Origin of the sequence: Verrucosispora sp. ts21, assembly GCF_002879555.1 — a bacterium.
GTDB classification, from domain to species: domain Bacteria; phylum Actinomycetota; class Actinomycetes; order Mycobacteriales; family Micromonosporaceae; genus Micromonospora; species Micromonospora gifhornensis.
The window spans coordinates 1-20,603 of record NZ_PNOZ01000097.1; the positions used below are offsets into that span (position 1 = coordinate 1).

Sequence of the window (20,603 nt, forward strand, 5' to 3'; positions counted from 1 at the left end):
GGTGGGTCAGGGTGGGGGGATGGTGGGGGGTTCGGCTATGCAGGCGGTGCCGATGCGGCGGAATCCGGCGCGGAGGTAGACGCGGGCTATCTCGTCGCTGCCGGCGGAGAGGAAAACTACCTCGACGCCCTCGGTGAGCAGGGCGTCTGCCAGGGCGGCGGTCACGGCGGCGGCCAGTCCGCGGCGGCGGGCGCTGGGCAGGGTGGCCACTCCGGCTATCTCGGCGACGTCGTCGACCCGCATGGCCATGCCGCTGGCGAGTGCTCCGTCCGCCGGCGTCTCGGCGAGGGCGGCGAGTCGGCTGCCGTCGGCGATGCGGGTCAGTTCCTCGTCCAGGGCGGCGACCTCCAGGCCCTGCAGGGCGGCGTCGCGCTGGGCCGGTCCCGCCTCGCCGCGGCTCGTGCCGGGGGCGGCGAAGCCGATCGCCGCGACGGCCCGGCGGGCGGCCACGTCGGCGGCGGCGGGTGGTGCCGAGGCGGTCAGGAGTCGCACCGGTACGTCGGTGAAGGTGGCCGGGTCGGCCAGGGCGGCCGGGTCGAGCACCAGCAGTGGGGCCTCCAGCACGGCGAGGCCGGCCGAGCGGGCCACCGTGAGCAGGTCGGGGTTGATCTCGTGCACCCATTCCAGGGTTTCGGGCAGGCCCAGTTCCCGTTGTCGGGCGCGAACCGCGGTCAGATCGGCCAGCGACGGTGACCGGTCCGCGCCGCGACGAGGGCGGGCGTAGAACGGCCATCCACTGCCTTCGCGGACGAACAGGACGCAACTACCGTGATCCTCCGCGCGGGCGGCGTCTCGCGGCACAGCGTCATAAAATTGTTCCAATCGGCCCAGCAGGTCAGCGTGGTCTGCATCCACCCGGCGAGACTACCTGTCCCAGAGTCTGGACGGTGTGATCAATCTGCACTGGCCCTGCGTACCCAGCCCTAACGTAGACTCAGAAGTCCGTGTAGAGGGCCGACGTCGTCCCGACCATGATCCACCCTGAGTGACGACAGGAGGCCCGGTGGCCTTTGCGTACCCACACCGCCCCCAGCCGGCACCGCAACACCCCCAGGTGACGTCCCCCGCCGGCCTCTACGACGCCGCCCACGAGCACGACGCCTGCGGTGTTGCCTTCGTGGCCGACCTGCACGGTCGACGCTCCCATACGGTGGTCGCCAACGGTCTCGGCGCCCTGTGCCGGCTGGACCACCGGGGTGCCCGCGGTGCGGAACCGAACACCGGTGACGGCGCCGGCATCATGATCCAGGTGCCGGACGCGTTCCTGCGCGCGGTGGTGGACTTCCCGCTGCCTGCGGCCGGCGAGTACGCCACCGGTCTGGTCTTCCTGCCCGACGACGATGCCGGCGAGGCCCGCGCCCGCCAGGTCGTCGAGAAGTACGCCCTGGTCGAGGGGGCGGAGCTGCTCGGCTGGCGGGACGTGCCGGTCGATCCGTCCGACCTCGGCGCCACGGCGCTGGCGGCGATGCCCCGGGTACGGCAGCTGTTCCTCGCCGCCCGCCGGCTCACCGACACCCCGGCCGGCCCGGCCGGCTCCCCGCTGCGCGGTCTTGAGCTGGAACGGGTCGCCTTCTGCGTACGCAAGCAGGCCGAGCGGGAGTCCGCCGAGCGTGGCGTGCCGGCGTACTTCCCGTCGCTGTCCGGGCGGACCATGGTCTACAAGGGCATGCTCACCCCGGACCAGCTGCCCGCCTTCTACCCGGACCTGACCGACGAGCGGGTGGACAGCGCCATCGCCCTGGTGCACTCGCGCTTCTCCACGAACACGTTCCCGTCCTGGCCGCTGGCTCACCCGTACCGATTCATCGCCCACAATGGTGAGATCAACACGATCCGGGGCAACCGGAACTGGATGCAGGCCCGCGAGGCGCTGCTGCGCACCCCGGAACTGTCCGGCAACATCCGTCGGGTCTTCCCGATCTGCACCCCCGCCGCCTCCGACTCGGCCAACTTCGACGAGGTCCTGGAGCTGCTGCACCTGGCCGGGCGGAGCCTGCCGCACGCGGTGCTGATGATGATCCCGGAGGCGTGGGAGAACGACCCGGACATGGCCGCCGACAAGCGCGCCTTCTACCGGTTCCACGCCAGCCTGATGGAGCCCTGGGACGGGCCGGCCTCGGTCGCCTTCACCGACGGCGAGATCGTCGGCGCGGTGCTCGACCGCAACGGTCTGCGGCCGGGCCGCTGGTGGCAGACCGCCGACGGCCTCGTCGTGCTGGGCAGCGAGGCGGGCGTACTCGACCTCGACCCGGCCACCGTGGTCGCCAAGGGTCGCCTCCAGCCCGGCAAGATGTTCCTTGTCGACACCACCGCCGGTCGGATCGTGCACGACGACGAGATCAAGACCGAGTTGGCCGCCGCCCAGCCGTACGCCGACTGGCTGCACGCCGGGCTGATCGAGATGGACGACCTGCCGGCCCGCGAGCACCAGGTCTACACCCACGATTCGGTACGCCGCCGCCAGCTGACCTTCGGTTACACCGAGGAGGAGCTGAAGATCCTGCTCGCTCCGATGGCCCGTACCGGCGCGGAGCCGATCGGCTCGATGGGCACCGACACCCCGATCGCCCCGCTGTCCACCCGGCCCCGGTTGCTCTACGACTACTTCCACCAGCTCTTCGCCCAGGTCACCAACCCGCCGCTGGACGCCATCCGGGAAGAGTTGGTGACCAGCCTGGCCATGACCATCGGCCCGGAAGGCAACCTGCTCGACCCGGGTCCGGCGAGCTGCCGGCAGATCGTGCTGCCCTACCCGGTGATCGACAACGACGAGCTGGCCAAGATCCTCAGCATTGACGAGGACGGCGACCTGCCCGGCTTCAAGGCGGTACGGGTCTCCGGGCTCTACCGCATCCGCGACGGCGGGGCCGGGATCAAGGCCCGGCTGACCGAGATCTGCCGGCACGTCTCCGAGGCGATCGAGGACGGCGTACGCATCCTGGTGCTCTCCGACCGGGACTCCAACGCGGACCTGGCCCCGATCCCGTCGCTGCTGCTCACCGCGGCGGTGCACCAGCACCTGGTCCGGGAGCAGACCCGCACCCAGGTCGCGCTGATCGTGGAGTCCGGCGACTGCCGCGAGGTGCACCACGCGGCGGTGCTGATCGGCTACGGCGCGGCGGCGGTCAACCCGTACCTGGCCTTCGAGTCGGTGGAGGACATGATCTCCACGGGCGCGCTGGCCGGGGTCGAGCCGCGGGCCGCGATCCGCAACTACGTCAAGGCGCTCGGCAAGGGCGTCCTGAAGATCATGTCGAAGATGGGCATCTCGACGGTGTCGTCGTACTGCGGTGCGCAGGTCTTCGAGGCGGTCGGGCTGGACACCCGCCTGATCGAGCGCTACTTCCGGGGCACCCCGAGCACGATCAGCGGCGTCGGTCTGGACGGCATCCACGCCGAGGTGGCGGCCCGGCACGCGCTGGCCTGGCCGGCGCCCGGCCTCACCGCCAGCGAGCGGCTGCCGGTGGGCGGGGAGTACCAGTGGCGTCGCGAGGGCGAGCTGCACCTGTTCAACCCGGAGACGGTGTTCCTGCTCCAGCACGCCACCCGCAGCCGCCAGTACGACGTGTTCCGCAGCTACACCGCGAAGGTCGACGAGTTGGCCGCGAAGGCCGGGTCGCTGCGTGGGCTGTTCCGGCTGCGTACCGGCGAACTGCCGCCGGTGCCGATCGAGGAGGTCGAGCCGGCCAGCGAGATCGTCAAGCGGTTCGCCACCGGAGCCATGTCGTACGGGTCGATCTCGGCGGAGTCGCACGAGACCCTGGCGATCGCGATGAACCGCCTCGGCGGCAAGTCCAACACCGGTGAGGGCGGCGAGGACGTCGACCGGCTGCACGACCCGCTGCGCCGCTCGTCGGTCAAGCAGATCGCCAGTGGCCGGTTCGGGGTGACGAGCGAATACCTGGTAAACGCCGACGACCTTCAGATCAAGATGGCGCAGGGCGCGAAGCCCGGCGAGGGTGGGCAGTTGCCCGGCAACAAGGTGTGGCCGTGGATCGCCCGGACCCGGCACGCCACCCCCGGCGTCGGCCTGATCTCGCCGCCGCCGCACCACGACATCTACTCCATCGAGGACCTCGCCCAGCTGGTGCACGACCTCAAGTGCGTCAACCCGGCCGCCCGGGTGCACGTCAAGCTGGTCAGCGAGGTCGGCGTCGGCACGGTCGCCGCCGGTGTGGCCAAGCTCAAGGCCGACGTCATCCTGATCTCCGGCCACGACGGCGGTACCGGCGCGTCCCCGCTGAACTCGCTCAAGCACGCCGGCACCCCGTGGGAGCTGGGCCTGGCCGAGGCGCAGCAGACGCTGCTGCTCAACAAGCTGCGCGACCGGGTCACCGTGCAGGTCGACGGCCAGCTCAAGACCGGTCGGGACGTGATCGTCGCGGCGCTGCTGGGTGCCGAGGAGTTCGGCTTCGCCACCGCCCCGCTGATCGTCTCCGGCTGCATCATGATGCGGGTCTGTCACCTGGACACCTGTCCGGTCGGCATCGCCACCCAGAATCCGGTGCTGCGGGAGCGTTTCACCGGCAAGCCGGAGTTCGTGGAGAACTTCTTCCTGTTCCTCGCCGAGGAGATCCGCGGCTACCTGGCCGAGCTGGGTCTGCGCAGCATCGACGAGGCGATCGGCCGCACCGAGCTGCTCGACGTGGCGCCGGCGATCGAGCACTGGAAGGCCGGCGGGCTCGACCTGCACCGGGTGCTGCACCTGCCGCAGCTGCCCGAGGGGGCGGTCCGTCGGGGCGTACGCGCTCAGGATCATGGCCTGGAGCTGGCGCTGGACAACCAGCTCATCGCGCTGGCGGAGCCGGCCCTGCACGGCGACGGCGAGCCCGTCCCGGTGCGGGCCGAGGTGACGATCCGCAACGAGCACCGCAGCGTCGGCGCGATGCTCGGTGGCGAGGTCACCCGCCGCTACGGCGGTGCCGGGCTGCCCACCGACACCATCGAGTTCACCCTGCGTGGCACGGCCGGGCAGTCCTTCGGGGCGTTCCTGCCCCGCGGGGTCACCCTGCGGTTGTACGGCGACGCCAACGACTACGTCGGCAAGGGACTGTCCGGTGGGCGGGTGATCGTCCGGCCGGCACCGACGTCACCGTTCGTCGCCCCCGACGCCGCACCGGGTGGCCGCGCCGAGGACCAGATCATCGCCGGCAACACCATCCTGTACGGCGCCACCGGCGGCGAGGTCTTCCTGCGCGGTCGGGTGGGGGAGCGGTTCGCGGTCCGCAACTCCGGTGCGGCGGCCGTCGTCGAGGGCGTCGGTGACCACGGTTGCGAGTACATGACCGGCGGCACGGTGGTGGTGCTCGGTGCGACCGGGCGCAACTTCGCCGCCGGCATGTCCGGCGGTACCGCCTTCGTCTGGAACCTCGACCGGCGGCGGGTCAACACCGAACTGGTCGACCTGTCCACGCCCAGCGAGGCGGAGCGGGCCCGACTGCACGAACTGGTGCAGCGGCACTTCGCCGAGACCGACTCGGCGGTCGCCGAACAGCTGCTCAAGCGCTGGCCGGAGGCGGTGGAGGAGTTCACCGCAGTGGTACCCCGGGACTACCGCCGGGTCATGGAGATCATGCAGGCCGCCGAAGCTGCCGGCCAGGACGTCGACGACGCGGTGATGAGCGCCCTGGCGCCGCCAGCCGCGCCGCAACCGCAGCCGGCACCCGGTGAGGTGTCGCTGGCCCCCGTGAACCGGGTGGCCGCCCAGGAGGTGGCTCGTGCCTGACCCGAACGGTTTCCTGCGCTACCCCCGCCGGGTGCCGGCGCGCCGGCCGGTGCCGGTGCGCATCAGCGACTGGCGGGAGGTCTATCCGCCGGCCGGTGAGGAGCTGATCCGCGAGCAGGCGGCCCGGTGCATGGACTGCGGCATCCCCTTCTGCCACAGCGACACCGCCGGTTGCCCGCTGGCGAACCGGATCCCGGACTGGAACGACCTGGTCCGCACCGGCAACTGGGACGCGGCGGTGGAGTCGTTGCACGCCACAAACAACTTCCCCGAGTTCACCGGTCGGCTCTGCCCGGCGCCCTGCGAGGCGGCGTGCGTGCTCGGCATCGCCGGGGGTGACCCGGTGACCATCAAGCAGGTCGAGGTGGAGATCGCCGACGCCGCGGTGGCCCGGGGGCTGACCCCGCGTCCGGTGCCACCGCCGACCGGGCGGTCCGTCGCCGTGGTCGGTTCCGGCCCGGCCGGGCTCGCCGCCGCGCAGCAACTGGCCCGCGCCGGGCACGCCGTCACCGTGTACGAGCGCGACGACGCGATCGGTGGCCTGCTGCGGTACGGCATCCCCGACTTCAAGCTGGAGAAGCGGCACATCGACACCCGGCTGGCCCAGCTCACCGCCGAAGGGGTGCAGTTCCGTACCGGGGTGAACGTCGGCGTCGACATCACCGCCGAGCAGTTGCGTGAGCAGCACGACGCGGTGTTGCTGGCCTGCGGGGCGTTGCAGGGCCGCGAGACCGACACCCCGGGCCGGCAGCTGCGGGGCGTACACCAGGCGATGGCGCATCTGGTGGCGGCGAACCGGGTGGTGGCCGCGGCCGGTGAGGGGCGGCCCGCCCTGGCCGTCCTGGCCGACGGTACGCCGATCGACGCGGCCGACAAGCACGTGGTCATCATCGGCGGCGGCGACACCGCGGCGGACTGCCTCGGAGTGGCCCACCGCCAAGGCGCGGCCGGCGTACACCAGCTCGACCTGTACCCGCAGCCGCCTCGGGCCCGCGACGAGGCGCGCGATCCGTGGCCGACCTGGCCGTGGATCCTGCGCGAGTACGCCGCCCACGAGGAGGGCGGCGAGCGGGTCTTCGCGGTGGCGGTGCAGGAGTTCGTCGACGACGGCACCGGCGCGGTCCGGGCGGTACGCATCGCCGAGGTGACAGTCGAGAAGCGCGACGGTCGGCGGATCCTCACCGTCGTGCCGGGCACCGAGCGGGAGTTGTCCGCCGACCTGGTGCTGCTGGCGATCGGCTTCGAGGGCACCGAGGAGCAGCCGCTGCTGGCGCAGTTCGGGCTCGCCCGCAACGCCCGGGGCGCGATCGACTCGCGGGCCGACTGGCAGACCGGGTCCGACGGCGTCTTCGTCGCCGGTGACATGCACCGGGGGGCCTCGCTGATCGTGTGGGCGATCGCCGAGGGCCGGGCCGCTGCTGCGGCTATCCACACCTACCTCGGCGGGGTGGGCGCGCTTCCTGCGCCCGTGCACGCCGCCTCCCGCCCACTCGCGGTGTAAGGAAGGGCCCCCTTTTAACGTCTCGTGTAGAGCAGGGGTCCCCTGTTAACAGCACACGGCACCCGCCTGACCGGTACCGATCAGGCGGGTGCCGCACTATTCCCTTCATCGGCATGTTTCGATAGCATTACCGCCCAGTAACAACCCTTGGCCACGCGCGCGGTTCTCGGGCTCCACCACCACCCCCCTGTGGAGGTCCGCCATGCCCCACCGTCCGCTGGCCCGCGCCCTGGCCGCGCTGGTCGCCCTCGCCACCGCCACCCTCGGCGCGCTGGCCGTCCCCGCCGCCGCCCAGGCAGCCGCCGCACCCATCCACTACGTCGCCCTCGGTGATTCGTACTCCTCCGGCGTCGGCGCCGGCCCGTACGACCTGTCCACCTGCCTGCGCAGCCAGAAGTCGTACGCCCCGCTGTGGGCCGCCGCCAACAACGTGGCCAGCTTCCGCTTCCCCGCCTGCGGCGGCGCGGTCACCGCCGACGTGCTCAACAACCAGCTCAGCTCGCTGAGCAGCACCACCACCATGGTCACCATCACCATCGGCGGCAACGACGCCGGGTTCGCCGACGTGATGACCAGTTGCCGCTTCGGCAGCACCTCCAACTGCACAAACGCGGTCAACGAGGCGAAGGCCTTCGCCACCGGCACGCTCCCGGCCCGGCTGGACCGCACCTACGCCGCCATCCGCGACCGGGCCCCCAACGCCCGGCTGATCGTGCTCGGCTACCCGCGTCTGTTCGAGACCGGCTCCTGTGGCCTGCTGGCGATGAGCAGCCAGAAGCGCATTCTGCTCAACGAGGCCGCCGACGTGCTCGCCCAGGTGACCGCCGACCGGGCCGCCGCGGCCGGCGCCACCTTCGCCGACACCCGGCCCACCTTCGCCGGTCACGGCGTCTGCGCCGCCCAGCCGTGGATCCGCGACGTCACCGGCGTCATCGAGGCGTACCACCCGAACGCCGACGGCTACCGCCACGGCTACCTGCCGGCGCTCAACGCCGTCACCGGCTGACCGCCCACCCACGACGGCCGGCGGTACGCACCCGCGTACCGCCGGCCGACGTCGATCCACGGTGGAGCCGACACGTCCGGGTGCGGACACGTGCCCGCCTCGCCGCGGTCCGTTAGGGTTTCACCGACCAGACGGCCGTCGGCGGAGGGGCAGACGTTGGGCAGGCTCGCGTCGGCGTACGGGCAGGCGAACGCCGCACACCGGGCCGCCCGGGCCCACCTCGATGTCGCTCGGAACGCGCTGAAACAGAGCACACCGACCGCCCCGACGGTCGACCCCGACCTGCTGGCCCTGCTGGCCCGGGTCGGGGGCACCCTGGCCACCCCGACGCCGGGCACCCCGCTGGCCGGACAACCGGTGCCGGTACGCCTCGGCGAGGCGATCACCGATGGTGGCGGCTTCCCCGTCCTGGTGCCCCTCGGCGCCGGACATCATCTCGCCGTCGACACCGACGCCCGCGACCCGGCCGTGGCCGCACTGCTGCGCGCGGTCGTGCTGCGCCTGCTCGCCACCGCCGCACCCGGCGGCGTCCGGGTCGCCGGGTGCGACAGCGCCGCCCTCGGCGCCACCTTCGGTCCACTGCGACCCCTGCTCGACGCCGGCGTCATCGACCCACCGGCCACCACCGAGCCGGAGGTCGCCGCACTGCTCGACGCCGCCGAACAGCACGCCCGTACCGCCCGGCAGGCCGACCGGCCGGACCAGGAACTGCTGGTGCTGGTCGCCGCGTCGGTGCCGTCGCCACGCGACGCCGCCCGGCTCGCCGCGCTCACCCACGCCGGGCCGGCCGCCGCCGTCTGCGTCCTGCTCGCCGGCTGGCGGGCGGCCGGTCCGGGCGAACCGGCGCCGCCGCTGGGCGCCACCACCGTGCTCCGGATGATCAACGGGTACGCCCGCGTCGGCGACCCGCCGCACGCACCGTTCAGCGCCGACGGCAGCGGTCTGGCCGTCCCGGTACGGCTCGACGGTGACCCGCCACCGGCCTCGGTCGCGGCGCTGGCCGCCCACCTCGGCGAGTCCGCCCGCCGGGGCGCGACGATCGGCTTCGCCGACCTGCTGCCGCCGCAACGATGGGCCGCCTCGGCCCGCGCCGGACTGCGTACCGTGGTCGGTCGGGTCGGCCGCGAACCGTTCACCATCGCCTTCGACGACGCCACCCCGCACTGGCTGGTCGGCGGGCGTACCGGCGCCGGCAAGACGGTGTTCCTGCTCGACGTGCTGTACGGGCTGGCCGCCCGCTACGCCCCGAGCGAGTTGCAGCTCTACCTGCTCGACTTCAAGGAGGGGGTGAGCTTCACCGAGTTCGTCCCCACCGGCCGCGACCCGTCCTGGCTGCCACACGCCCGCGCCGTCGGCATCGAGAGCGACCGCGAGTACGGCGTGGCCGTGCTGCGGGAACTGCGCCGCGAACTGCAGCGGCGGGCCACCGCGCTGAAACGTCACGGCGTCACCAAACTTGCCGACCTGCCCGCCGACACCACCGTGCCACGGATCATCGCCGTGATCGACGAGTTCCAGGTGCTGCTCGCCGGCAACGACCCGATCTCCCGCGAGTCGGTGGACCTGCTGGAGGAGTTGGCCCGCAAGGGCCGCTCGTACGGCGTACACCTGGTGCTGGCCAGCCAGAGCACGACGGGCATCGAGGCGCTCTACGGCCGTGCCGAGGCGGTCTTCGGGCAGTTCGCGTTGCGGGTGGCGCTGCCCGGCGGCGGGGGAGTGCTCGACCCGCTCAACGACGCCGCGGCCACCCTGCCGGTTGGCTCGGCCGTGATCAACACCGCCGCCGGGGTGGCCGGCGCGAACACGGTGATCCGCTTCCCCGACGCCTACGCCGCCGCCGACGAGTTGACCCGCCTGCGGCACGAGCTGTGGCAGGCCCGCCCGTCGGACGCCCGGCCACCGTCGGTGTTCCGGGGCTACGAGACCGCCCGCGTCGAGGACGACGCCACCTTCACCGGCCTGCGCCCCGGCGGCCGGCGACCCCTGGCCCTGGTCGGCCGTACCGTCGACGTGGACGGCACCAGCGCCCTGTTCATCATGGACACCGCCCCCGGCCGCCACCTGGCCGTGGTGGGCACCTCCGCCGCCGGTGCCGAGGTGCTGCGCGCCGCCACCCTGAGCCTGGCCCGGCAGCACACCCCCGGCGAGGTGACCTTCCTGCTCGCCCCGCTGGTCGCCGCCGCCGACCCGGCGGCCGACGACACCACCGCCACGCTGACCGCCGCCGGCCACCCGGTGGTACGCCTCGACGCCACCGCCCTGCGCCGGCACCTCGCCACCCTCGCCGCCGGCTCGACCGACTCTGTGGACCCGCCGGGGCGTAGCTATCTGGTGGTGTTCGGGATGGACGCCGCGGCCGGGCTGCTCGCCGAGACCGATCCGGCGACCTTCCGTTCCGGCCACGACGACCTGCGGACCCTGCTGCGCCAGGGCCCCGGCCACGGGGTGCACCTGCTCGGCTGGTGGCGTGGGCTGCGCCGGCTCGCCGACGACCTCGGCGGTACCCAGAACCGCGACGACGTTGCCTGCCTGGTCGCGCTGAACGTGCCCGGCGCCGACCTCGGCCTGCACCTCGGGGTGCACGACCTGGCGTACACGCCCCGAGCCGACCGAGCCCTGCTTGTCGACCGGCACGACCAGCGGATCCGGCTGATCGTGCCGTTCGCCCGCGACGGGCACACCGCCGAAGGGCAGGAGTGAACGTGTCCACCTTCGACGAGTACGCCGCGCTGGTCCGTCACCTGTCGACGCAGCAGCGCGCCAGCGAGCAGGGTGTCGCCGCCGACGAGCAGCGGCGACGGGATCTCGGCGCGACCGTGGAATACCTGGATCGTCGACTGCTCGCCCAGGGGCAGCGCCTCGACCAACTCGGCCGCACCATCGGCGTCATCTCCCCGCCCCCAGGCCCACCGTTCACGGTGCCCGCCTCCGGTCCGTCGGGCACCGCGCCAGCCTCTGGCCCGCCAGCCACCGCGCCAGCCTCTGGCCGGCCGGCCGCCATGCCCGCCTCCGGTCCGCCGGTCACCGCGCCCGCCTCCGGTCCGCCAGCCACCGCGCCAGCCTCCGGCCTGCCGGTCGCCACGCCCATCTCCGGTCCGCCGAGGCCACACGGCGTGCCCACCTCCGGGCCGCCTGGGCCGCCCGGTCGCGCGGGGGCGGGTGGCTCGGTACCGGGGACGGGGTGGGACGGCGGCGCAGCCGCCGCGCCGGGGCGGTCGGGTGTCGGGGCGTACCCCCAGGTGGGTGTGGGGGAGGCGGAGCGGGCGTTGCCGGTGGCGGTGAGCGCGACGGCGGCCGGGGTGCCCGGGCAGCGGGCCGCGGAGATCGATGCGGCGACGGAGCTGGAGCTGGCCCGGCGGTGGGCCGACGAGGCCGACCGGTACGCGCAGCAGACGGAGGTGCTCGCCCAGCGGCCGGCGCTGCTGCCGAACTGGTCGCCGATGGCTCGGGCGATCGCCGTCTACCTCGCGTTCGCCGCCGTGTCGGTGCTGATCATGCTGGTCATGGTGCTCGCCTCCGGAGTCGGCGTGGTCGGCGGATGGACGTTGTTCTCCTGGATGTGTGCCGGCCTGCCCGCCGCCTCGCTGATCGGTGGCTGGCTGGTGCTCGGCCGCTGGGGTCGGCCTGCCGTCGGCGCGATGACCGCACCCCGCTACCCGGTGATCGGCTTCCTGCTCTGCTTCCTCGCCGTCCCGCTCGCCTACTGCGGCTACCTCGTCCTGATCCGCGCCCTGCGCTGAGTCCGTCGAGATCTTGGAACGCCAGCGCCCCTCTGGGGGCACTTTCGTACCAAGATCTGCGCGGAGGTTCAGGGTGTCGCGGCGGGTGCGGGAGTCTCGTAGGCTCCTCTGTGGTTGCTCGTGTGGTGGTTGAGGGTCAGGTGGGGGAGGGCGTGTGAGTGCAGCGGAGATGATCGCCAGGCTGGCGGCAGCGGCGCAGAAGCTGGACGAGGCGAAGGCGAAGACGGCCGCCGCCGCGCAGGACGCGGCCGAGGCACGGCAACTCGTCGCGGGCGCGTTGCAGGGCGTCGCCGCCGGTCCGCTGATCAACATGATCGATTCGTACCGGCAGGCGCTCGCGCAGGCCGCCCAGGGCGGTGAGCCCGCCAAGCAGCACGTCCAGGAGACCATCGCGAAGGTACGCGCGCTGGGCAACTGACCGGTCGGCGGCGGGACGAGGGTGGAGGTGGCGCAGTGGGTGACGGCGGCGTGCTCGACGGGTTTCACATCGGACAGCTGCCGGACGGGCTGGGCGATCTGGTCTCCGACTTCGCCAGCGAGTGGGAAGACGTGCAGATCACCAGCCGGGTCTGGGAGCGGCAGACCGCCGACGGGCACCGGGTGGACCTGCGGGTGCACGTGCTGCGCGGGCAGCGGCTCGGTGACCTCGACGGGCTGCGTGACTTCCTCGTCGACTATCACGAGCGGGAACTCGACGATTCACAGCTGATGGACTTCCCGCACCCCGACGGGCCCGGCCGGGCGACCGACACCCAGGTGTTCTGGCTGACCGAGCCGGGCGTCGCGGTGACCGTGCTGGTCGACCCGGAACAGTTCGGTCAGGACGACCTGTTCACCGTTGCGCGGGGCGTCGTCCGGCAGGGCGCGCCGACGGCTTGAGCGCTACGCCGACGGCTCGTACCGATCCTCGGCCGCCTGCGCCAGGTGACACCGGACGATCGCCCGGCAGGAGGTGGCCAGCAGCAGCCCGATGCCAGTCGCCATGACCGGCAGCCCGACACCGAAGGACTGCTCGGCCACCGCATCCAGGCTGCTCCGTTCGCCCAACATGCCGAAGCTCGCCGCCACCACCGCCAGCGCGTTGACCAGGGTGCCCACGGCGGCCACCATGCCGGTCATCGCCGCCACCACGCTGCGCTGTGCCCACAGTGCCGCGCCGGCAGCCAGCAGCAGCCACGCGAAGGTGATCAGGGTCCAGCCGCCTCCGCCGCTGAGCGACGCGTACTCCCAGCCGGAGAACGACCACAGGGCCCGATTCTTCTTGAACCAGGGCATCAGGTATCCGATGAGGGTGACCAGAGTGGCCACGAGCATGCCCGTGTCGACGGCGACCAGTCGGAGCGATGAGGTCTGCGGTGTCGTGGACATGGTCCTCCTCGTCATCGAGTTACGGAGCAGCATCGTACGCGCGGTCCATGATCGCGGCTTGGTCGCGCGTGGTCCCGACGTCTGATGGGGACACTGTGGACACCGCCCTGAAAGCGTTGCGTGGTGATGAATGTGGATGCCGGTGACTGCACTGCGCGGCCGTGGAACCATCGGTTAGCGGCATCGTCCAGTGGCTTGCTCGGGGTAGCGCCACCGAACAGAAGCAACTCGTCAGCATCGATGACGCCGGTGGCGACGCCGCGAAGCCTTCGCTTCCACTCTTCGTCGAATTCGACGCCTTCAAGTGCGGCGTTTGCGACGGCGTTGGCGACCGCCGTTTCGACGTCGGATAGCTGGGTGTGAGGGCTGCTTCGAGCGTTGACGGTGTCATCTGGGGGAGTGACCGGAACCCAGTCGGTGAAACGCTGGTGGAGGTTCGTCGGGTAGGCGTCGGGATGCAGGTCGGCGAGCTGTTCGGTGGCCTGTTCGCGCAGGGTCACCAGGTGGACCAGCAGCCCCGGCATGTTGCCTCGGTACTCGGCGAGCAGGCGCAGCTTCGCCGGTGAGCAGGGCCAGAAGCTGCCACACGCCTGGCAGCGCCAGGTCGGGCGGGACGGGACGTGATCGCGCAGGTGCGGCCGTCTCACCGGTCGCCCCCTGTCGTGCCGCGCCATCGGCTCGGAGTCCTGCTCTTGCTCGGCGGGGGTACGGGTCGAAGCCCGACTGGCCGCACGAACAGTTCGCGGCGCTCGGTGGCGTCGCCGTTGCGATTGAGTACGTAGACCTGGATCCAGGCCCAGTCGTAGTAGGTGCACCGGTCGGCCAGTTCGCGGATCACTCGGACCGTTATCGGCTTGACGAACTGCGGTGACGCCTCATGGGTCAGCAGGTAGACGCCGGGTGCGACGCGGGGCGTGCCGTCCTCCCGTAGAGCCCGGACCGGAGTGGCCGGGCGGCTCGTCCAGCGTGACGCGGGAGCGGCATTCGCGGGCTCTAGTGCAGACACAGGCGACCTCCTTGCAACCACGATCACTGGTTGCATGTGGACAGATACACCGCGTAGATATAGGTTCATCAGACGTCATAGACGTCCCTCCCGGAGGTGGTCATGAACCAAGCGTTGAGGGCAGCCATGGCCGACGCCGGTGAGACCATCGAGAGCCTCGCTGAGCAGGTCGGGGTGGATCCGAAGACGGTTGGGCGCTGGATTACGCCTGGCCGTGTGCCGCATCCTCGTCACCGTGCGGCGGCGGCCACGGCGCTCCAGCGTGAGGTCGAGGACCTTTGGCCGGACGTTTTGAAGCGCCGTGAACCGCCATGGCTGCGGCCATGGGTGGAGACGGAGCTTCAGGCAACCGCGTTGCGGTCCTTTCAGGTCGCTGTCATCCCGGGCTTGTTGCAGACGCCGGCATACGCCTCGGCAGTTCTCAGCTGCGGGTTGCTCGGGCCAGACGAGGTGACCGACTACGTCGAGACCCGGATGCGCCGCCAGAAGGCAGTGCTGGAGCGGCGTAAGCCGCCGCTGTTCGTGGCGGTCGTTGACGAATTCGCACTACGCCGTGGAAACCCGGAAATCATGCATCCGCAGCTTGACCACCTGGTCACCATGGCCCAGCGGCCCAACATTCTGCTGCACGTGCTCCCCTTGGACGCTGGCCTGCACGCCGGGCAGGCGGGACCATTCGTCATAGCGACCACCGAAGACGGCGACGTCGCGTACCTCGATGACCAAGCGGCCGGACGGCTGACAAACGAGACCACCGGGCTTTGGTCCACCTGGGATACGCTGCGCTCGGTGGCACTTCCGCGCCGCCAGACTCTCGACTACCTAGAGGCACGATCATGGCTGACCTGACCGGCGCCATCTGGCGCAAGAGCACCCGGAGCAGCTCCAATGGCGGCGACTGCGTCGAGGTGGCCGACAACCTGCCCGGTGTGGTCGGCGTACGCGATTCGAAGGATCCGACCGGCCCGGCGCTGACCTTCACCCCGACCGCCTGGCGGGCCTTCCTCACCCAGTTCCCCACGCGGCCCTGACCCGCGCGTCCCTGACCGCGCCTCGGTTGGCCGCGCGTCGCTGATCGCGCGGCCCTGACCCGCGCGCCCTCGGCCCATCGGCGGCGCTGATACCGACCGAAACAGGTGTCGCCCCGGCCTTGAAGGCCGGGGCGACAGTGTTGCTATTCGGTTCAGTTACGCGGGACGTTGCGGCGCTCGGGGATGAGCTCGTACCGCTCCGGGTCGATGGTGTTCAGGGTCCCATCGGTGATCGCGTTGAAGATCCCGAAGAGGCCGTCCTCGACCTGCTTGGTCAGCATGCCGTGCTGCTTCTGGCCCCAGGACTGGGTCTGCCCACGGGTCTCGAACAGGATGGTGGCGCTACCCCGCAGGGCGAACGAACCAAGCGCGGTGCCCGGCAGGTTGGTGTTCTGCGGGTAGAGGGTCACCTTGCTCTGCGGCGAGTTGCCGGACTGCAGGGCGTCGTACACGGCGACGTTCACCCGACGCGAGGCGTCGTAGTTGAACTTGGGCCAGTTGCCGTGCTGGGCGGGGTTGTTGATGAAGCGCCCGGAGATGGAGAGGGTGGTGTAGTCGTCCATTCCCTCACCGGTGTAGCAGGCGGCCTGGTTGTGCAGGTCGGCGAAGATGTCGACGGTGCCCTTCCCCTCGTAGCGTGGAGGCCAGAGTTTGAGGGATAGAGGTTCATGGCTGAGACGAGACGCCGGTTCGATCCGGAGTTCCGCGCGGGCGCGGTTCGGATCGTGCGGGAGACCGGGAAGTCGATCGCGCAGGTAGCACGTGATCTGGGGATCAACAGTGGCACCCTGGCCAACTGGGTGCAGCAGGATCGTGCCGCTCGTGGCGAAGCCGCTGCCGGGCAGTTGTCCGAGGACGAGCGGGCGGAGCTGGCGCGGTTGCGGCGGGAGAACGCCGAGTTGGCGATGGAGCGTGATGTCCTCAAGCGATCCGTGGTCCTGTGGGTCAAGGAAGCGACGGGCCGGTGAGCGTGGCCGCCTTCATCGCTTCCCAGAGGACCGAGCATTCCGTGCCGCACGCGGTGGCCTGCCGGGCCCTGGGGGTGTCCGAGTCGTGGTTCTACAAGTGGCGCAACCGTCGGCCGACACCCCGCCAGGACCGTCGGAGCAGGCTGACGGACGCGGTCCGGCGCGTCTTCGATGCCTCGGGCGGCACCTACGGCAGTCCTCGCGTCGGCGACGAACTGCGCGAGCAGGGCTGGCGGGTGTCGGATAACACGATCGCCGCGCTCATGGCCGAGCTGGGCCTGGTCGCCAGAGCGAAACGACGCCGGCGTGGGCTGACTCGGCAGGGCAAGCGGCCGGCCGCCCCGGACCTGGTCAAGCGCCAGTTCACTGCTCCCGCGCCGGACGTCACCTGGTGCGGCGACATGACTGAGATCGTCACGCAGGAGGGCAAGCTCTACCTCGCCACCGTCATCGACCTGTACTCCCGGCACATCCTCGGCTACGCGATGGGCGATCGGCACGACGCCGGCCTGGTCGTCGCCGCGTTGAACATGGCCGCGGTCACCCGCGGCGGCAACGTCGAAGGGGTGATCTTCCACAGCGACAGGGGCAGCGAATACTGCTCGGCCGACTTCGCCCGGGTGTGCGCCCGCTGGAAGGTACGCCAGTCGATGGGCCGGGTCGGCTCGTGCTTCGACAACGCCGTCGCCGAGGCCACCTTCTCCACCATCAAGGTCGAGTACGTCCACCGTCACCAGTTCCGCACCCGTACCGAAGCCCGGCTGAAGATCGCCACCTGGATCACCGACTTCTACAACCGGCGCCGCCGCCACTCCGTCTGCGGCGGACGCTCGCCCATCGACTACGAACGATCAGAGACCCGCGCCCTGGAGGCCCAGGCCGCATAACGGAGCCCTCCACGATTCCAGGGGATTGACAACGGTGCCGAACTCCTGCTCCAGTGCGCGGTACACGTCCCGCGCGGTTTGCGCCTCGGGGGTGATGTACCAGCCGGTGGAGGCGCTGTTGCCCGGGAAGTGGGCGGCCTGCGGAACGTAGTCGAGGTTGGGGTTGAAGTCGCGGTTCACGTCGAACCCGCCGACCCGGGTGTTGTAGTTCCACGCCGTACGGGCGTCGGCGAGCTGCGGGAAGTCGGCGACGACGTCGCTCCAGGTGCGCTGGTTCTGCCGAATGTCGGCCTCGCTGCCATCGGGGTTGAGCTTCGGAATGGCGACGATGGTGACGGCCTTGCGGATCTCCTCGGACCGCTTCGAGTTGTTGCCCAGGGTGCGCAGGGCGTCGAGGACGGCGGCGGTGCCGTGCATCTCGTTGCCGTGGATCTGGCTCTGCACCAGCACCACGGTGTCGCCCTCGCCGACCCGGGCCGTCCAGATCTCGCGGCCCTGGTTCGAGTAGCCGGCGACGTCGACCTGGACCTTGCCCTTGCTGGTGTGCTCGATCTGCTGGAGGCTGCGGCGCAGTTCCTCGTGGCTGATGAAGCCCTGGACCGACTTGCCGCCGGTCTCGTTTCCGCAGTGCGATTCGAGCGGTTGGGCGGCGGCCGGAGCGGTAATCGAAACCGCCATTCCCGGAAGGCCGATGAGCAGCGCGGCGGCGACTGCGACGTGACGCTTTACCCGACTTGGTGACGCTGACGGAACAGCTTTACGCATGGATAGTCCTCCACAGTGATCGGGTGGATCTAGCTCGCCACTTAAGCACAGGTAAGGGCAGCTAGCAATGGGTAAACGTGGATCGGTGACCGGTCCTGGAGGGCCAATCTCAAGCTTTCCTCAATTGTCGCCGAGAACTGCTGACAGTCATCGCTGATCTGTCTACGGTGCCACCTTCGATATCCGTCCGGACCTCGATTTCAATGGTGTTCGACACAGTCAGGTTCGACGATTGTAGAAGATGTCAGGCGCGGATCCACGCAATTGTTCGACATTCGTATCGGTGGACCGGCCGGCATCCATTCCTTGGCTTGTCTGCGGCAGGCCGGGCTCGGAGGGGCGGCAACCTCGGCGCTGCCGGTCACGCCGGCGGGCGGGTCAAGGGCCTGGCGCCGTCGGGCGGTCGCTGGTCGGGCGGGGTTGCGGAGCGGGGGGTGACGCGGTACGCCATGCTTGCGCAGATCGCCGATGGTTCCGGGTGCCCCGCCCGGCGGCGTCCTGAGAGTCGAGGATGGAATGGAATTCTTGACCAGTCCCGAGCTGTGGATCGCGTTCGCGACCCTGCTCCTGCTGGAGATCGTGCTGGGCATCGACAACGTCGTGTTCATCTCGATCCTGTCCGGTCGGCTACCCGAACATCAACAGGCCCGAGCCCGTACGATCGGCATCTCCCTGGCCCTGATCACCCGGCTGCTGCTGCTCGCCTCGCTGTCCTGGATCATCGGGTTGACCGCGCCGCTGCTCACCGTGTTCGGGCAGGAGATCTCCGGGCGGGATCTGATATTGCTGCTCGGTGGCTTGTTCCTGGTGGGCAAGGCGACGTACGAGATCCATGAGCACCTGGAGGGCTCCGACCACGGCCGGTCGAAGAAGAAGGTCGTGTCCTTCGGCGCGGTGATCGCGCAGATCCTGGTGCTGGACGTGGTCTTCTCGCTGGACTCGGTGATCACTGCGGTCGGCATGGTCGACGAGTTGGCGATCATGGTCGCCGCCGTGGTGATCGCGATGATCATCATGCTGGTCTCCGCCGCGGCGGTCAGCAACTTCGTCAACCAGCACCCGACGGTGAAGATGCTGGCCCTGTCGTTCCTGCTGATCATCGGTGCGAGCCTGATCGCGGAGAGCTTCGACCAGCACATCCCGAAGGGCTACGTGTACGGGCCGATCGCCTTCTCCATCTTCGTGGAGTTCCTCAACCTGCGGGTACGGGCGCGGCAGCGCCGCGAGCAGGAGGCGAAGCCGGTGCAGTTGCACCCGACGTACGTCAAGAACAGCCCGGCGCGGCCCGACCCCGAGCCGGAGGTGACCACCACCGCCAGCTGAGCCTGCCCCGCGACCCTGCGCCGCCCGTACCCCGATGGGTGCGGGCGGCGTCTGTCGTGTGTGGACCTTCAGCCTCCCGGATGCCTGGTGAGGGCTGGGCTACCCGGGCGTAACTTTCCATTGACGTTTCTGGATTGTGACGGGATCATCATTGCACGGTCGATCGGACACACCCCCCACCCTTGCCCCGGCAACCCCGGGGTTCTCCCCATGGGAGGTGCAGCGATGCTGCTCCGAAAGGCTGTTCCCGTCCTCGCGCTGACCCTCGCCGCCGTCCTGTCGGCGCCCCCCGCCTCGGCCGCCGCAACCTCGGACGCTGCGGTCGCTGCCGAAGCGCCGGCCACCACCGCTGCCGTCACCTCCGGCCCATCGGCGGCCGCCAAAACGCCGGCCACCACCGCTGCCGTCACCTCCGGCCCATCGGCGGCCGCCAAAACGCCGGCCACCACCGCTGCCGTCACCTCCGGCCCATCGGCGGCCGCCAAAACGCCGGCCAGGACCGTCGCCGCTGAAGCGCCAGCCACCACCACTGACGGACCGGCCGTCACCACGGCCGCCGATGCGTCGGTCGCCGGCGCGGCCGGCGACGGGCTCGGCGCCCTCGCCAATGCCAACCCGGTGATCGTGGTTGGTGGGCTCAGCGGCATCGCCGCGGTGTACCAGCCGCTGGCTGCCCGGCTGCGCGCCGACGGCTACCGGGTCTGGGTCTACGAGCTGCCCAATCTCGGGCTCGGCGACATCGCCGCCTCCGCCGGCAGCCTGCGCACCTTCGTCGGAAAGGTCCGAACCAGCACCGGCGCGGCCAAGATCGACCTGGTCGCCCACTCCGAGGGTGGCCTGGTCAGCCGGTACTACATCAAGAACCTGGGCGGCGGCGACACCGTCGGTCGCTACGTCAGCCTCGGCACCCCCCAGTACGGCACCTACGTCGCCAACATGCTGGCGTTCCTCGGCCTGGGCAGTTGCGCCGGAATCGTCGCCTGCCAGCAGATGACCATCGGTTCGTCGTTCCTCGCCGCGCTCAACGCGGGTGACGACACTCCCGGCCCGGTCCGCTGGACCACCGTACGCACCTGGCAGGACGAACTCGTCCGCCCGGTCGACAACGCCACGCTGGCCGACGGCGCGACGAACGTCCTGATCCAGGCCAAGTGCCCACTACGCGTGGTAGGCCACCTGGCCCTGGTCGTGGACGGCACCACGTACTCGATCATCCGCCAAGCCCTCCGCGACCACCCCATCAACCCCTCCTGCCTAGCCCTCTAACCCTCCGGCCCCCACCC

19 protein-coding genes are annotated in these 20,603 nt (G+C 70.8%); 13 read left to right on the forward strand and 6 right to left on the reverse strand.

The annotated features are described in order from the left end of the window. Window positions 1–6: 6 nt before the first annotated feature. Complete coding sequence (locus tag C1A38_RS27345; RefSeq protein WP_102660588.1) at window positions 7–855, reverse strand: GNAT family N-acetyltransferase; 849 nt, start codon at window positions 853–855, stop codon at window positions 7–9. A gap of 148 nt (window positions 856–1,003) precedes the next feature. Here C1A38_RS27345 and gltB point away from each other — a divergent pair, with 148 nt between their 5' ends. The 7 genes from gltB to C1A38_RS27380 all read left to right on the forward strand — a co-directional run bounded on the left by gltB (window position 1,004) and on the right by C1A38_RS27380 (window position 12,851). Then, window positions 1,004–5,725, forward strand: a complete 4,722-nt coding sequence (gene gltB, locus C1A38_RS27350) for a glutamate synthase large subunit (RefSeq protein ID WP_102660589.1) — start codon at window positions 1,004–1,006, stop codon at window positions 5,723–5,725. Then, on the forward strand, window positions 5,718–7,226 hold the full coding sequence (locus tag C1A38_RS27355) for a glutamate synthase subunit beta (RefSeq protein ID WP_102660590.1): 1,509 nt from the start codon (window positions 5,718–5,720) through the stop codon (window positions 7,224–7,226). Before gltB ends, C1A38_RS27355 begins: the two co-directional genes overlap by 8 nt. Before the next feature lie 202 nt (window positions 7,227–7,428). Then, window positions 7,429–8,232, forward strand: coding sequence for an SGNH/GDSL hydrolase family protein (locus C1A38_RS27360; protein ID WP_102660591.1), 804 nt, complete (start codon window positions 7,429–7,431; stop codon window positions 8,230–8,232). 156 nt (window positions 8,233–8,388) lie between these two features. After that, entirely contained in the window at window positions 8,389–10,932 is a 2,544-nt protein-coding gene (locus C1A38_RS27365; RefSeq protein ID WP_102660592.1) for an FtsK/SpoIIIE domain-containing protein, read from the forward strand. Between the two features lie 2 nt (window positions 10,933–10,934). Continuing rightward, on the forward strand, window positions 10,935–11,972 hold the full coding sequence (locus C1A38_RS32045) for a hypothetical protein (RefSeq protein WP_233197047.1): 1,038 nt from the start codon (window positions 10,935–10,937) through the stop codon (window positions 11,970–11,972). 154 nt (window positions 11,973–12,126) lie between these two features. Then, complete coding sequence (locus C1A38_RS27375) at window positions 12,127–12,390, forward strand: DUF6244 family protein (RefSeq protein WP_102660593.1); 264 nt, start codon at window positions 12,127–12,129, stop codon at window positions 12,388–12,390. A 35-nt stretch (window positions 12,391–12,425) separates the two neighbouring features. Continuing rightward, the gene (locus tag C1A38_RS27380; RefSeq protein ID WP_102660594.1) at window positions 12,426–12,851 is read left to right on the forward strand and encodes a hypothetical protein; all 426 of its coding nucleotides are present in this window, start codon (window positions 12,426–12,428) and stop codon (window positions 12,849–12,851) included. Window positions 12,852–12,854: 3 nt separating this feature from the next. Here the strand turns inward: C1A38_RS27380 and C1A38_RS27385 are convergent, their stop codons facing one another. From C1A38_RS27385 to C1A38_RS27395, 3 genes are all read right to left on the reverse strand, one after another. Further along, window positions 12,855–13,340, reverse strand: coding sequence for a hypothetical protein (locus C1A38_RS27385; protein ID WP_102660595.1), 486 nt, complete (start codon window positions 13,338–13,340; stop codon window positions 12,855–12,857). An 11-nt stretch (window positions 13,341–13,351) separates the two neighbouring features. Next, window positions 13,352–13,864 (reverse strand): antitoxin VbhA family protein, encoded by a 513-nt coding sequence (locus tag C1A38_RS31230; RefSeq protein ID WP_233197048.1) that lies wholly within the window; start codon window positions 13,862–13,864, stop codon window positions 13,352–13,354. Between the two features lie 119 nt (window positions 13,865–13,983). After that, window positions 13,984–14,346, reverse strand: coding sequence for a hypothetical protein (locus C1A38_RS27395; protein WP_233197049.1), 363 nt, complete (start codon window positions 14,344–14,346; stop codon window positions 13,984–13,986). A 102-nt stretch (window positions 14,347–14,448) separates the two neighbouring features. On the opposite strand from C1A38_RS27395, the gene C1A38_RS27400 reads away from it, so the two are divergent. Together C1A38_RS27400 and C1A38_RS27405 are read left to right on the forward strand one after the other, a co-directional pair. Further along, entirely contained in the window at window positions 14,449–15,195 is a 747-nt protein-coding gene (locus C1A38_RS27400; RefSeq protein WP_102660601.1) for a helix-turn-helix domain-containing protein, read from the forward strand. Continuing rightward, the gene (locus C1A38_RS27405; RefSeq protein ID WP_102660596.1) at window positions 15,183–15,377 is read left to right on the forward strand and encodes a DUF397 domain-containing protein; all 195 of its coding nucleotides are present in this window, start codon (window positions 15,183–15,185) and stop codon (window positions 15,375–15,377) included. The genes C1A38_RS27400 and C1A38_RS27405 overlap by 13 nt, the downstream gene beginning before the upstream one ends. A gap of 152 nt (window positions 15,378–15,529) precedes the next feature. Here C1A38_RS27405 and C1A38_RS27410 read toward each other — a convergent pair whose 3' ends face one another. Beyond that, window positions 15,530–15,940, reverse strand: coding sequence for a hypothetical protein (locus tag C1A38_RS27410; protein WP_233197050.1), 411 nt, complete (start codon window positions 15,938–15,940; stop codon window positions 15,530–15,532). 105 nt (window positions 15,941–16,045) lie between these two features. Between C1A38_RS27410 and C1A38_RS27415 the strand changes: the two genes are divergently transcribed. Next, complete coding sequence (locus C1A38_RS27415) at window positions 16,046–16,345, forward strand: transposase (RefSeq protein ID WP_091302750.1); 300 nt, start codon at window positions 16,046–16,048, stop codon at window positions 16,343–16,345. Further along, window positions 16,342–17,232 carry an IS3 family transposase gene (locus C1A38_RS27420; RefSeq protein ID WP_102660597.1) on the forward strand — a complete coding sequence of 297 codons (891 nt, stop codon included), beginning with the start codon at window positions 16,342–16,344 and terminating at the stop codon, window positions 17,230–17,232. Before C1A38_RS27415 ends, C1A38_RS27420 begins: the two co-directional genes overlap by 4 nt. On the opposite strand, the gene C1A38_RS27425 is transcribed toward C1A38_RS27420, so the two are convergent. Beyond that, complete coding sequence (locus C1A38_RS27425) at window positions 17,197–17,910, reverse strand: M14 family zinc carboxypeptidase (protein WP_233197051.1); 714 nt, start codon at window positions 17,908–17,910, stop codon at window positions 17,197–17,199. The genes C1A38_RS27420 and C1A38_RS27425 overlap by 36 nt on opposite strands. Window positions 17,911–18,513: 603 nt before the next feature. Here C1A38_RS27425 and C1A38_RS27430 point away from each other — a divergent pair. Next, window positions 18,514–19,320: a TerC family protein gene (locus C1A38_RS27430; RefSeq protein ID WP_102660598.1), complete on the forward strand. Its 807-nt coding sequence runs from the start codon at window positions 18,514–18,516 to the stop codon at window positions 19,318–19,320. Window positions 19,321–19,545: 225 nt separating this feature from the next. Beyond that, a complete protein-coding gene (locus tag C1A38_RS27435) occupies window positions 19,546–20,586 on the forward strand; it encodes an esterase/lipase family protein (protein ID WP_233197052.1) in 1,041 nt (346 codons plus the stop codon). Window positions 20,587–20,603 lie beyond the last annotated feature (17 nt).